At 74.4% G+C, this 12,598-nt stretch carries 15 protein-coding genes; 4 read left to right on the forward strand and 11 right to left on the reverse strand.

What is annotated here, in order from left to right:
* Nucleotides 1–14: 14 nt before the first annotated feature.
* Nucleotides 15–446, reverse strand: coding sequence for a Fur family transcriptional regulator (locus IEY98_RS12490; RefSeq protein WP_189210594.1), 432 nt, complete (start codon nt 444–446; stop codon nt 15–17).
* A 202-nt stretch (nt 447–648) separates the two neighbouring features.
* Between IEY98_RS12490 and IEY98_RS12495 the strand changes: the two genes are divergently transcribed.
* Nucleotides 649–948, forward strand: coding sequence for a DUF1540 domain-containing protein (locus IEY98_RS12495; protein ID WP_189210595.1), 300 nt, complete (start codon nt 649–651; stop codon nt 946–948).
* Here the strand turns inward: IEY98_RS12495 and IEY98_RS12500 are convergent.
* The 4 genes from IEY98_RS12500 to IEY98_RS12515 are packed head-to-tail and all read right to left on the reverse strand — an operon-like array spanning nt 933 to nt 4,543.
* Nucleotides 933–1,721: an ABC transporter ATP-binding protein gene (locus IEY98_RS12500; protein ID WP_229786854.1), complete on the reverse strand. Its 789-nt coding sequence runs from the start codon at nt 1,719–1,721 to the stop codon at nt 933–935. The genes IEY98_RS12495 and IEY98_RS12500 overlap by 16 nt on opposite strands.
* On the reverse strand, nt 1,718–2,671 hold the full coding sequence (locus tag IEY98_RS12505) for a FecCD family ABC transporter permease (RefSeq protein ID WP_229786855.1): 954 nt from the start codon (nt 2,669–2,671) through the stop codon (nt 1,718–1,720). Before IEY98_RS12505 ends, IEY98_RS12500 begins: the two co-directional genes overlap by 4 nt.
* Nucleotides 2,668–3,606: an iron chelate uptake ABC transporter family permease subunit gene (locus tag IEY98_RS12510; RefSeq protein ID WP_229786856.1), complete on the reverse strand. Its 939-nt coding sequence runs from the start codon at nt 3,604–3,606 to the stop codon at nt 2,668–2,670. Before IEY98_RS12510 ends, IEY98_RS12505 begins: the two co-directional genes overlap by 4 nt.
* Complete coding sequence (locus IEY98_RS12515; protein WP_229786857.1) at nt 3,596–4,543, reverse strand: ABC transporter substrate-binding protein; 948 nt, start codon at nt 4,541–4,543, stop codon at nt 3,596–3,598. The genes IEY98_RS12510 and IEY98_RS12515 overlap by 11 nt, the downstream gene beginning before the upstream one ends.
* Before the next feature lie 50 nt (nt 4,544–4,593).
* Between IEY98_RS12515 and IEY98_RS12520 the strand changes: the two genes are divergently transcribed.
* Nucleotides 4,594–5,805: an MFS transporter gene (locus IEY98_RS12520; RefSeq protein WP_229786858.1), complete on the forward strand. Its 1,212-nt coding sequence runs from the start codon at nt 4,594–4,596 to the stop codon at nt 5,803–5,805.
* Nucleotides 5,806–5,824: 19 nt separating this feature from the next.
* Here the strand turns inward: IEY98_RS12520 and IEY98_RS12525 are convergent, their stop codons facing one another.
* From IEY98_RS12525 to IEY98_RS12540, 4 genes are all read right to left on the reverse strand, one after another.
* Nucleotides 5,825–6,424 carry a dihydrofolate reductase family protein gene (locus IEY98_RS12525; RefSeq protein ID WP_229786859.1) on the reverse strand — a complete coding sequence of 200 codons (600 nt, stop codon included), beginning with the start codon at nt 6,422–6,424 and terminating at the stop codon, nt 5,825–5,827.
* The gene (locus IEY98_RS12530) at nt 6,421–6,888 is read right to left on the reverse strand and encodes an SRPBCC family protein (RefSeq protein ID WP_189210597.1); all 468 of its coding nucleotides are present in this window, start codon (nt 6,886–6,888) and stop codon (nt 6,421–6,423) included. Before IEY98_RS12530 ends, IEY98_RS12525 begins: the two co-directional genes overlap by 4 nt.
* Nucleotides 6,885–7,229 (reverse strand): ArsR/SmtB family transcription factor, encoded by a 345-nt coding sequence (locus IEY98_RS12535; RefSeq protein WP_189210598.1) that lies wholly within the window; start codon nt 7,227–7,229, stop codon nt 6,885–6,887. Before IEY98_RS12535 ends, IEY98_RS12530 begins: the two co-directional genes overlap by 4 nt.
* Nucleotides 7,230–7,712: 483 nt before the next feature.
* Nucleotides 7,713–8,315 (reverse strand): TetR/AcrR family transcriptional regulator, encoded by a 603-nt coding sequence (locus IEY98_RS12540; RefSeq protein ID WP_229786860.1) that lies wholly within the window; start codon nt 8,313–8,315, stop codon nt 7,713–7,715.
* 116 nt (nt 8,316–8,431) lie between these two features.
* On the opposite strand from IEY98_RS12540, the gene IEY98_RS12545 reads away from it, so the two are divergent.
* Nucleotides 8,432–9,274, forward strand: coding sequence for an SDR family NAD(P)-dependent oxidoreductase (locus tag IEY98_RS12545; protein WP_189210600.1), 843 nt, complete (start codon nt 8,432–8,434; stop codon nt 9,272–9,274).
* Nucleotides 9,275–9,278: 4 nt separating this feature from the next.
* Here IEY98_RS12545 and IEY98_RS12550 read toward each other — a convergent pair whose 3' ends face one another.
* A complete protein-coding gene (locus IEY98_RS12550; protein ID WP_308425880.1) occupies nt 9,279–10,460 on the reverse strand; it encodes an MFS transporter in 1,182 nt (393 codons plus the stop codon).
* Between the two features lie 381 nt (nt 10,461–10,841).
* Nucleotides 10,842–11,759 carry an NAD-dependent epimerase/dehydratase family protein gene (locus IEY98_RS12555; protein ID WP_189210601.1) on the reverse strand — a complete coding sequence of 306 codons (918 nt, stop codon included), beginning with the start codon at nt 11,757–11,759 and terminating at the stop codon, nt 10,842–10,844.
* A 127-nt stretch (nt 11,760–11,886) separates the two neighbouring features.
* Between IEY98_RS12555 and IEY98_RS12560 the strand changes: the two genes are divergently transcribed.
* Nucleotides 11,887–12,570 carry a TetR/AcrR family transcriptional regulator gene (locus IEY98_RS12560; RefSeq protein ID WP_189210602.1) on the forward strand — a complete coding sequence of 228 codons (684 nt, stop codon included), beginning with the start codon at nt 11,887–11,889 and terminating at the stop codon, nt 12,568–12,570.
* The last annotated feature ends 28 nt before the right edge of the window (nt 12,571–12,598 follow it).

Raw genomic sequence — 12,598 nt, forward strand, 5'->3', positions numbered from 1 at the left:
TGGAAAAAGGACACTCAGGAATCGAGTGCGGACGAGCATTCGGGGCACCGGCCCCAGTAGACGACCTCGGCCTCGTCGATGGTGAAGCCGTGGCTGGCGGACGCGGTGAGGCACGGGGCCTCCCCGACCGAGCAGTCCACGTCGGCGATGGCGCCGCACGACCGGCACACGACGTGGTGGTGGTTGTCCCCCACCCGCGCCTCGTACCGGGCGACGGAGCCCTGCGGCTGGATGCGCCGCAGGAGCCCCGCGGTGGTCAGCGCGCGCAGCACGTCGTAGACGGCCTGGTGGGAGACCTCGCCCAGCGCCGCGCGCACGACCCCGATGATCGAGTCGGTGTCGGCGTGCGGGTGGTCGTGCACGGCGGACAGCACCGCGACGCGCGGACGCGTCACGCGCAGGTTCACCCCCCGCAGCATCCGTTCGAGGTCCGAGGTCGCAGGCACGCCCGAAGTGTGCCGCATCTTCTTGAACGAGTCAAGATTAGGGGGTGACGCCGCGCTGACGCCCCGGCGGCCGTCCGGTGTCGGGCCGGTATTCGGGAAATGGCGATTTCCAAGGTTAGGCAACGCTTAGCACCAGGTTGCGGGCCTGTGCTACCGGTGCCACTGTCCATTCCGTATCGGCGTTCGAGACCAGGGAGAAATCATGACCACGATGGAAATGCCCGCGGTGAACGAGTGCACGGTCACCAACTGCTCGTACAACCACGACGGCTGCCACGCCTACGCGATCACCGTCAGCGGCATCGACGGCTCCGCCGACTGCGGCACGTTCGTCCCGCTGCAGGAGAAGGGCGGCCTGCCGAAGGTGATCGCCCAGGTCGGCGCCTGCTCGCGCACGGACTGCGTGCACAACTCCGAATTGGAATGCACCGCCTCCGGTGTGCGCGTCGGCCCCGGCCAGGGGTCGCACGCGGCGAACTGCCTGACCTACACCCCGAGCTGATTCCCGGCCAACCCGTCATAGGCGCAGGTGATCCGGCCGCGGTCGTCGCGCCACACCCGGCCCTCCACGGTGAACACCTCCCGGAGCAGGGCCGGGGTGACGGTGGCGGCAGGCGGGCCGTCGGCGTGGACGACACCGTCGCGCAGGGCGATGACGCGGTCGGCGTAGCGGGCGGCCTGGGCGAGGTCGTGCAGGACCGTGACGACCGTCAGGCCGCGTTCGGCCCGAAGCCGGGTCACCAGGTCGAGGATGTCGAGCTGGTGGTGGATGTCGAGGTAGGTCGTCGGCTCGTCGAGGAGCAGGACGGGCGCGCCCTGGGCCAGGGCGAGCGCCAGGCGGGCGCGCTGGCGCTCGCCGCCGGAGAGCCGGTCGAGCCGGGCGTCGGCGTAGGCGGCGGTCCCGGTGTCGGCCAGCGCCGCGGTGACGGCGGGGTCGTCTCCCCCGGCGAGCATCCCGAGCGGTCCGCGCGCGGCGTAGCGGCCCTGCCGGACCAGTTCCCGCACGGTCAGCCCGGAGTCGGGCATCGATTGGGGCAGGACGGCGATGCGGCGCGCGATGTCCCGTCGGGACAGGCCCGCCAGCGGTGACCCGTCGACGGTGACCGTCCCCCGGTCCGGGCGCAGGAGCCCGGCCATGACCCGCAGCAGGGTCGTCTTCCCGCAGCCGTTGCGGCCGACCAGCGCCAACCACTGGCCGCGGGGGACGTCGACATCGACGTCGTGGAGCACGGTGCGCGGCCCGAAGCCGACGCGCAGGCCGCTGGCCCTGATCACCGGGAGCCTCCCTGGGCGGTGCGGATCATGACGATGGCGCCCGCGACGGCGGTGAGCACGCCGGCGGGCAGACTGGGCGGGGTCCCGCCGACGGCGGGCGCCCAGCCGCTGACGGTCTGGGCCACGGCGTCGGCGAGCGCGACGGTGGCCGCCCCGGCGAGCGCCGCGACCGGGACCGGCGGCCCGCCGAGCGCGCGGGCCAGGTGCGGGGCGAGCAGCCCGACGAACGCGAGCGCGCCCACCGCGGCGACCGCGGCGGCGGTGGCGACCACGGCGACGATCAGGACGACGGGCCGCCACCGTCCGGGGTCGAGCCCCACCGCCCTGGCGTGGTCGTCGTCGACGGCCAGCACCGCGAGCACCGGCCCGAGCAGCGTGCCCGCGACGACGCACACCAGCGCGAACGGCCACAGCGCCGCCCAGTGCTCCCAGGTCCGCCCGCCGAGCGAGCCGACGAGCCAGCGCGTCATCGCCCCGGCGAGCTGCGGCCGCGCGGTGAGGATGATCAGCGCGGCGCCCGCGAGCACGGCGGAGACCAGCACCCCGGCGACGGTCAGCCCGCGCGGGTCTCCCCCGGCCCTGGCCGCCACCAGCCACAGCACCCCGCCGCCGACCGTCCCCCCGATCACCGCGGTCAGCACGAGCCCGGCGGGACTCGCCGCCGCCGTCGTCGCGACCACCGCCCCGAGCACCGCCCCGGACCCGACCCCGGTCACCTCCGGCGAGGCGAGCGGATTGCGCAGCACGGCCTGCAGGATCACCCCGGCCACACCGAGGCACGCCCCCGCCGCGACCCCCACGGCGACCCGAGGCAGCCGCAGCTCGACGAGGATCGCGGTCGCCCGCGGGTCCCCGGAAAGGATCTCGCCCAACGCCAGGGTGGACCCGGTGGCGGCTTGGAGGGCCGCGACGATCGCGGTAACGCCTATCAGGGCAAGGACGGGCCTCACCGCCACCTCCGCGCCGTGAGCAGCCCGGCGACCACGGCCAGGACGGCGGTGAGGCCGCCCACGGGGAGTTCGACCGGGTACAGGACGGTCCGCGCGAGCAGGTCGGCGCCGAGCACCAGGACCGCGCCGCACGCCGCCGCGCGGCCGAGGCCGCCGCCTGCCAGGCGAGGAGCGAGGAAGCCGACCCAGGCGACCGGGCCGCAGTGGGCGACCACGCTCGCCACCAGGGCGCACGCCACGGCCAGCACTCCCAGCCGTGCCCGACCCGGACGCAGGCCTGCGGAGGCGGCCGCCTCGTCGCCGAGCCGCAGCACGCGCAGGGCGGGCACCGCGAGGACGGCGAACGGGGCCGCCAGCGCGGCGATCGGGAGGGCGGTCAGCACGTCCGTCCACGTGGTGCCGGTCAGCGAGCCCAACAGGTACCGGCTTAGCACGCCCTGGTCGCGGGTGTCCGAAAGGGAGTGTGCGGCCAGCAGCACGGCCTGCAGCGCCGCGCTGACGGCCGCGCCCGCGAGCAGCACCGAGTCCGGGCCCGCCGCGCGGCGGATCGCGAGCAGCGTCAGCGCGCCGCCCACCCCGGCGCCGAGGGCGGCGGCCGCCAGGAGCGGGACGGGGAGCGTGAAGACGACGGCCACGGTGACGGCCGCCGCCGCGCCGGAGGACACGCCGAGGAGTTCGGGCACGGCCAGCGGGTTGCGCAGGGACTCCTGCAGCAGGTGCCCGGCCGCGCCGAGGGCCGCGCCCGCCAGCAGGGCGAGCGCGGCGCGCGGCGCGCGGGACTGGACGACCAGCGCGTGTTCGAGGCCGTCGGCGGCCAGCAGCGCGGGGACGAGCCGGTTGAGCCCGACGAACGGCTGCCCGACCATCACCGCGGCCAGGCCCAGCACCACCACCGCCAGGCCGAGCGCCCACGGCCCGGCGAGGCTACGGGGCAAGACCCCGCGCCTCGGCGAGCACCGCTTCGAGGCTGCGCAGCCCGCGCCCGGAGCCCCACAGCTTCGGGTGCACCTCGTGGACCGCGCCGTCCCGCACGGCCGGGATCTGCCGCCACACCGGGTTGTCGGCCAGCTGCTCGCTCAGCGGCTTGTCCGATGTGGAGAACAGCAGGGAGTAGACGAACACCGTGTCCGGCTGCCGCGCCAGGAGTTCCTCGACGCTGTAGTTGCTCGCGGTCGCGGCGTCGGTCCCCTTGGCCGGGAACGGATAGTCGTAGACGGCGTCGAGCAGGTGGCCCTTCAGCGAGTCCGCGGTGTCCACGCCGATCGCGTCCGCGCTGCCGTAGATCACGACCACGGTGCGGTCGGAGGCCGCGGTGTCGGCGAGGACGCCGCGGAAGCGGGTCTCGGCGGCGACCGCCTCGGCGGTGCGGCCGGTGAGCGCGCCGAGCGCCCGCAGGTAGCCGACGGACTCCTCCCAGGTCGCCGGTTCGGCCAGCCACAGCGGCGCGAACCGCTCGATCGCGGGCCGCAGCGCCTCGTGCACGCCCTCCAGGCCGATCACCAGGTCCGGGTCCAGCGCGGCGATGCTCTCCACGTCCTCGCCGCCGAACGACCCGGCGACCACGGGCACGGCCTTCCCGCGCTCGCCGAGCAGGGCCGGGTGGCTGATCAGCGTCGGGTTGCTCGTGCCCGCGGGGACGAGGCCGAGGTCGACCACGATGTCGTCGCAGAGCCCGTTGAGGCACACGATGCGCTCGGGCGGCGCGGGGAGTTCGATCCGCACGCCGTGCGGGTCGGTGACCGCGAGGGCGGGGTCCAGCGGGGCAGCGGTCCGGTCCACCGAGGGCGGTGCCGGGGCGGGGGCCGGGACGGTCGGGGCGGCCGAGCAGCCCGCGGCGACGAGGGCGGCGGCCATGAGGAGGGTTCTGCGCACGGACCGGTTCTACACGATAACGAGAATCGTTCTCAAGTAAGCTGCCCGGCGTGCGCGATGTGGACTTCCGGCGGTACCTGGCCGCCCGACTGATCTCCGTGGCCGGGACGCTGGTCTCGGTCGTGGCCCTCCCCGTGCTCGTCTACCGGTTGACCGGCTCGGCGGGCTGGACATCGGCGGTCGCGGCGGGCGGAGCCCTGCCCTACCTGCTGTTCGGCCTGGTCGCGGGCTCGGTCGCCGACCGCGTCGACCGGCGGCGGCTCATGGTGGGGCTGGAGCTGGGCGCGGGCGCCGCGCTGGCGACCATCCCGGCGGCACACGCGGCAGGCGCGTTGACCGCGGTCCACGTCCTCGCCGTCGGGTTCGCGGTGCAGACCTGCTTCGTGTTCTTCGACGCGGCCAACTTCGGCGCGCTGCCCGCCCTGGTCGGGCGGGAGCGGCTGACCAGCGCGTACTCGGCCGTCTTCGGCGGCACTACCGCGCTGGAGCTGGTGATCCCGCCGCTGGCCGGGCTCGCGGTGGCCGCGTTCGCGCCGTCCCCGCTGCTCGCGGTGAACGCCGCCACCGCCGTGGCGTCGGCCCTGCTGCTGCGTGCGATCAGCGGCCCGCTCTCCGCCCCTGCCGGGCCGTCGTCCGGAATGCGCCGCGACATCGGCGCGGGCCTGGCGTTCCTGTGGCGGCACCGGGTGGTCCGCACGCTCACCCTGGTCGGGACCACCCACGCCGCCGCCGCGGGCGCGTGGGTGGCGATGCTCGTCCCGTGGGCCGACGAGGTGCTGGGCGTGCGCTCCTCCGGCGACGCCCGCCTGGGCGCCCTCTTCAGCTGCTGGGGTATCGGCGCCGTGGTGGCCGCCAGGACCACGCCCCGGCTGGCGAGGCGGCTGGGCCGCGCCCGCCTGGCCCTGGCCGCGCTGCCCGCGTCCCTGGTCAGCGGTCTCGCCGTCCTCGCCGCCGACCAGTGGATCCCCGCGGTCGCCGCCGCGACCGTCTGGGGGTGGACGCACTCGACGGTCGTGCTGAACGCGATCACCTACCGCCAGCACGTCTGCCCGGACGACCTGCAGTCCCGCGTCAACACCACGGCCCGGATGCTGTCCTGGGGCGTCGGCCAGCCCCTGGGCGCCGCGGTCGCCGGAGCCGTCGCGGTCAGCGGGCCCGGCCCGCGCGGCGGCCTCGCCGCCGGCCTGGCGATCCTCCTCCTCGGCGTCATCGCCGCGTGGTCGACGCGCGATCTGCGCCATGCCCCTCGGGAGGAGACCTGACCTCGCCCGGCCGCGTCACTCAGGACAGGACCCGGTAGGACAGGTGGTGGGCCGCCGGGGTGGACACGACGTCGACCCGCTCCAGCCGCAGCCGTCTCCCGTCCTCGGCCGGGAACAGCCGCGTGCCCGCGCCCAGCACGATCGGGGCGACGTGCAGGTGCAGGAGGTCGACCAGGCCCTCGGCGAGGAACTGGTGGCAGACGTCGCCGCCGCCCATGACCACGACGTCCTTCTCCCCCGCTGCCGCGCGGGCCTGGCGCAGGGCGCTGCGCGGGCCGTCGGTGACGAAGGTGAAGCGGTCGCCGAGCCGCCAGGTGCGCGGCGGGTGGTGGGTGAGCACGAAGACCGGCGGCGGGGCGTTGCGGTCCGCGCCGTAGCCGATCGCGTCGTTCCAGCCCTGGGGGCCGTCGACGACGTCGAAGGTGCGGCGGCCCATGATCACCGCGCCGGTCCGCGCGCTCGTCTCGTCGAGGATCACGCCGTCATCGGGGGTGCCCGCGAAGACCCAGTCGTGCAGGGGTTCGCCGTCGACACCGAGGCCGTGCTCGATGTCCGCGCCGGACGCGGTCACGTAGCCGTCGAGCGACATCGTGATGTCGACGATCACCTGGCCGGTCACCGCGCCAGCACCTCGTCCAGCCGCTCCATCGACTCGCGCATGCCGTGCTCCATGCCGCTGGCGACCATGGCGTCGCGGGCCTCGACGGTGGAGTAGACGGAGCGCCCGTGCACGCGGGTGCGGCCGTCGCCGAGGTCCTCGAACGTCATCGTCTCCAGGCAGACGTCGTTCGGCGCGCCCTCGTACTCGAAGGTCTGGATGATCAGCTCGTCCTGGACGACGTTGTGGAAGACGCCGCGGAAGGCGTACTCGCCGGTGTCGTCGGCGTGGATGTAGCGGTAGCCGCCGCCCGGGGTCGCGGTGAACTCCACCACCTTCATCGTCATGCCGCGCGGGCCGAGCCACTGCGGCACGATCTCCGGGTCGGTCCAGGCGCGGAACACCCGGCCGCGGGGCGCGTCGAACTCCCTGACGACCTCGATGAACGGGGTGCCGGGCCGGGCGGTGATCGTGGTCTCGTTCATTTCTCCTGCTCCTCCATGGCTTCCAGCACGGCGTCGAGCCTGCGGTAGCGCCGCTCGACCTCGAGCCGGTAGGTGTCGATCCAACTCGTCAGCTCCTCCAGCGCGGCCGCGTTCAGGTGACACGGCCGCCGCTGGGCGTCCTTGCTCCGGGTGATCAGGCCCGCCGCCTCCAGCACCTGGATGTGCCGGGAGACGGCCTGCTTGGTGATGGCGAACGGCTCGGCGAGTTCGTTCACGGTCGCGTCGCCCCGCGACAGCCGCGCGATCAGCGCACGCCGGACGGGATCGCCCAGCGCGGCGAACGCCCGGTCCAACCGCTCCTCGAACTCGTCAACCGCCATGGTTATCAACCGCTTCCTTTATCAACCGATGTGTTGACTATAAGCCCGCGATCCGGCGTCCGTCAACCGCCATGAACGACCGTGTACGAGTCGGCGCTCCCCTAGCAGGACTGGACCACAGGGGCGGTCCCGGCCCCGCGCTCGCGGGCGCGGCCGTCGTCAGCGCCGCGTACCCCATGGCTGCGCGGCCCCGTCTCGTACCCGGCGGTCACTCCCACTGCCCCTGCTCGATGGGAACGGACCCGACGAGCCGCTGACCGCTCTGCTCGGCGCCACCCGCGCGCGGACGCTCCGTGTCCTCGTTCGCGAGCACACCACGACCGAACTGGCCGGCGCCCTGTCGATCACCGTGGCCGCGGCGTCCGTGCAGGCGAAGGTGCTCAGGGCGGCGAGCCTGATCACCTCGCGGCGCGACGGCAAGGCGGTGTGGCACCGCTGCGCGGCCTCCGCCGACCGCCTCAGCCGGGGCGCTGGGCCGCGCGCCTACGGTTCGCGCGGGCGCAGGCCCCGGAGCGCGGTGTCCACGACCCGCTCGGCGTACTCGGGGGTGAGCGGCCCGGTGCGCTGCAGCCAGCGGTTGAGGATGGGGCCGAACAGCAGGTCCACGGCCACGTCGAGGTCGACGTCCTCGGCCAGCTGACCCGCGCGCTGGGCGGCCCGCAGGCGGTCCTTCTTCAACTCCCGCATGGGCTCGTCCAGCCGCTTCGCGTAGTCGGCTGCCAGGGCGGGGTCGTGGACGATCTCGGTGTGCAGCGCGCGCATGGGCAGGTCGAAGCGCGGGTCGTTCAGTTCCTCGACGGTGGCGCGCAGGACCAGCTTCAGGTCGGCGGCCAGGTCGCCGGTGTCGGAGAGGGCGGCGGCGTCGCCGTCGCCCGCGAGGCCGAGGAACGCGTCGAACAGCAGCACCCCCTTCGACGGCCACCACCGGTAGATCGTCTGCTTGCCGACTCCCGCTGCCTTGGCGATGCCCTCGATGCTGAGCTTCGCGTAGCCCACCTCGGCGACGAGGTCGAGGGCGGCGGTGAGGATCGCCCGCCGCGCGGTCTCGCTGCGGCGGCTGGGATCGGGCAGGGCCTTCGTGGACACGTGACCACGGTAACAGACATGAGACGAGACGGTCCGTCTTGACAAGCGGAACCCAACGGGTAGTCTTCTGGTCATAACGAGACGGAACGGTCCGTCTCGCAATCGAAGGGAACCATATGCGCACCTCTTCTCGGGTCTGGTTCGTCACCGGGGCAAGCCGCGGTCTCGGCCGCGCGTTCACCGAGGCCGCGCTCGCCGCGGGGGACCGCGTGGTCGGCGCGTCCCGGGACGTCTCGCCGCTGGACGACCTGGCCGCCGCGCACCCGGAGCGCCTGCTGGCGCTGCCGCTGGACGTCACCGACCGCCAGGCGGTGTTCGCCGCGGTCGACGCGGCGGTGGAGCGGTTCGGCAGGCTCGACGTGGTGGTGAACAACGCCGGGGCGTTGTTCACCGGCATGGTCGAGGAGTTCGGCGAGGCCGAGGCGCGCGCCCAGCTGGAGGTCAACTTCTTCGGCGCGCTGTGGGTCAGCCAGGCCGTCCTGCCCCGGCTCCGCGCCCAGGGCGCGGGCCACATCGTGCAGATCTCCAGCATCGCCGCGCTGGGCGGCTTCCCGAGCACGGGGCTCTACAGCGCGAGCAAGTTCGCGCTGGAGGGCATGAGCGAGGCGCTGGCCGCCGAGGCCGCCGCGTTCGGGGTCAAGGTCAGCATCGTCCAGCCGGGCGGCTACTGGACCGACCTCTACACCAGCAGCACCGCCACCACCCCCGACCCCGCGTACGACCCGCTGCGGGCGGAACTGGAGAAGCAGTGGGCCGAGGGCTCCGTCGACAGCGAACCCCGGCTCGCCGCCGAGGCGCTCATGGCCCTGGTCGACAGCGACGACCCGCCGCTGCGGCTGCTGCTCGGCAGCATGGTCTACGACCTCGCCTTCGACATCTCCCGCAACCGCATGGCCACCTGGGCCGGGTGGGAGAGCGTCAGCCGCGGCGCCGAGAAGGCAGTCCCGGCGCCGCGGTAGCGGATCAGCCGGCCGCCGCCGCGACCGGGACCCGGCCCTCGACGACCCGGGCGGCGGCGCGGCGGTCGACGCCGAGGGCCACGGCCGCGCATCCGGTGACCGCGAGGGTGACCAGGCCCGCGACGACCAGCGCCGGGCCCGGGCCGAGGCCCTCGCACATCCAGCCCAGCAGGGGTCCGCCCACGGCTCCGGCCGCGGCCGCCACGGCGCCCTGGACGGAGAGCACGCGGCCGCGCATCTCCTCGGCCGAGTCGAGTTGGACGCGGGTGCCCATCACGGTGTCGATGACCACCGCGCCCGCGGCGATCGCCACGATGAGCGCGGCAAAGCCGAACAGCCCGGGCATGAGGCCGCTGACCGCCTGCAGCACGCTGGTGATCGCGGCGGCGGCGAGCAGGACCGGCGCGCCGAGGCCGCGCATCCGGGCCGCGATCAGGCCGCCGATGACCGCGCCGACGGCGAACACCGCCGAGAGCAGGCCGTAGCCCTCCGCCCCGGCGTCGAGCGGTCCCGAGGACATCGCGGCCATGGTCACCTGGTAGTTGCGGCCGAGGCTGGACAGCACGAACCCGAGCGCGAACAGCGTGAGGAGGGTGGAGTTGGCCCGCACGTGCGCCAGCCCGGCGCGCAGCCCGGCCCGTTCCGGGGCGCTGACCGCGAGCGGGTGCAACTCCCCCACCCGCACCGCGCGCACGGTGGAGATGACGGCGAGGAAGGTCACGGCGTTGACGAGGAACAGCGCAGGCTCGCCGACCGCCGCGGCGAGCACCCCGGCGAGGCTCATGCCCAGCACGCGCCCCGCGGAGTTCACCAGCGAGCCGAGCGCCAGCGCGTTCGGCAGGTCCTCCGGCGGCACCACCTGGGCCCCGAACCGGCCGAGCGCCGGACCCTCGACACTGGTCACCACTCCCGACACCGCGGTGAGCAGGTACAGCATCCCCAGCGGCGCGCCGCCCCACACCAGCACGGCGAGCAGCAGCGCCAATCCGAGGTGGACGGCCTGGCCCGCCATGATGATCCGGCGCGGGTCGACGCGGTCGGCGAGCGCGCCCGCGAACGGGCCGACCAGCAGCGCGGGCAGCGTGCCCGCCAGCACCGAGAACCCGACCGCCGTGGCCGAGCCCGTGCGTTCCAGCACCACCCAGTTCAGACCGAGCACCTGCATCCAGGACCCGGTGACCGACACCAGGTCCGCGCCCGCCCACAGCCGATAGTTGTGGTGTCTCAGCGCGCGCCGACGACGGCAGGGTTCGCCGCACCGTTTTCCTCCGGGATTTCGGCGTAGCCCAACCGCACGCCACCAACAGACCGGGCGCAAAGCTACCCACTGCCCCGAACGGGCTCCAAAGCCACGCGGTGTGGGATGGCCGACACGCGCGGCTGTAACACTTCTCCCACCGTCCAGAGTGGATCATGAGGCACGGCGGCGGCAAGCCGGCGGCAGCGCGGATCGCGGTGGAGGCGGAGCAGCGGCACAGCTCGCGAGTTGTGCGATGCCCACGCCTGATCGTCGTGCTGGTGCTCGGAACGCGGCGTTCGTTTGCCAGGGAACACCGCGCCCGTGGGCTCAGCGGAGGGCAGCGATGGTCTCCCGGAGAGCGTCATCGGTGGGCGTCGGCTCGATGCCGAAGGCGGCGGTCGCGGCGGAGGAGTCCAGCACGAACGGGCGGCGCAGCTGGTACTGGACCTCCGCCAGCTCCCGGGCCGCCGGGGTGACGAGCCCGGCCAGGCGCAGGGCGAACGCGGGCATGCGGGTCAGCCTCGGCGCGGGCGCGCCCGCCAGTTCGGCGGCGCGGACGGCGAGCGCGCGCAGGGACAGCGGCGGCGCGGTGGGCACGTGCCACGGCCTGCCCCACGCGGTCTCGTCGGCGGCGACGGCGACCAGGGTGCGGGCCACGTCCCCGACGTAGGTCCAACTGTGCGGCGCGTCGAAATCGGCGGGCGCCGACGCGCGGCGGCCCGCGAGGATCCTGGGCAGGACCATGACGCTGAACGGGGACACCGCGCCAGCACCGAGGTAGTCCGAGCCGCGGACCTCGGCGGTGCGGATGCGCCCGGCGTCGTGGGCGGCCAGCGCGTCGGTCCACAGCCTGGCGCGCACCTCGCCCTTCACCGAGTTGGGGCGCAGCGGCGTCCGCTCGGTCATCGGGGCGTCGACGGCGCCGTAGCCGTAGAGGTTGCCGGTGGTGACCAGCACCGCCCCGGTGGCCTCCGCGGCCCGGATGAGCGCGGCCATGAGGGGCGGCCACTCGGCGGGCCAGCGGTGGTAGGCCGGGCCCGCGCAGCAGTACAAGGCGGTAGCTCCCGCCGCGTGCCGGATGAGGGCGTCGGCGTCGTTGGCGTCGGCGGCGACGCGGGTGATGCCCTCCTGCTCGGGCCCGCCGCCGCGCCGGGTGACCAGGCGGACCTGGTCGCCGCGCGCCGCGAGCGCCCGGGCCGTCGCCGAACCGACCGGGCCCGCTCCGACGATGACGTGCAGGGACATTGGGCGACACCCTTCAGAGAACACTGTTCTTGGATGTGGGCCACCGTACTCGGCGGGCGATCAGCGGGTCAAGAACACCGTTCTCGCTTCATTCTGGTGTTCTCGGCGCTGTGCGAGACTGGCGGGCATGTCCGCACCGTCGTTGCGCGCCGAGGTCCGCGCGCAGATGAACCAGCGCATCAAGGACGTCGCGCGCAGGCGCCTCGCCGCCGAGGGCGCGAACCTCTCCCTGCGCGCGGTGGCCCGGGACATGGACATCGTCGCTTCCGCGCTCTACCGGTACTTCCCCAGCCGCGACGCGCTGCTCACCGCGCTGATCATCGACGCGTACGAGTCCCTCGGAGCGGCGGCGGAAGAAGCTGAGGCGGCGGTCCCGCGCGCGGACCTGCGCGGCCGGTGGCTGGCCGTCTGCCGCGCCGCGCGGGCGTGGGCGCTCGCGCACCCGGCCGAGTACGGCCTGCTCTACGGCAACCCGGTGCCCGGCTACGCCGCGCCCCAGGAGACCGTGCGACCGGCGGCCAAGGTCGTGTTCCTGCTGGTGGCCGTCGCCATCGACGCCGCCGACCGGCTGGCGCCGGTCACCCCGGCTGTCCCGGGGCCCGTCCGCTCCGACCTGCGCCGCCTGATCGACCGGTACGGCGGCGGGCTCTCCGCCGACCACTTCGACCGCGTGTTCGTCGGCTGGACCCACCTCTTCGGCCTGATCAGCTTCGAGGTGTTCGGCCGCTTGGACGGCATGGTCGACGCGCGCGCCGAGCAGTTCGAGCACCACATGTCCCTGATGGCCGACCTCGTCGGGCTTCCGCGCTGATGCTCACTTCGCCCCGCGCGGCGCCGCT

Origin of the sequence: Actinokineospora fastidiosa (assembly GCF_014648415.1) — a bacterium.
Classification (GTDB): domain Bacteria; phylum Actinomycetota; class Actinomycetes; order Mycobacteriales; family Pseudonocardiaceae; genus Actinokineospora; species Actinokineospora fastidiosa.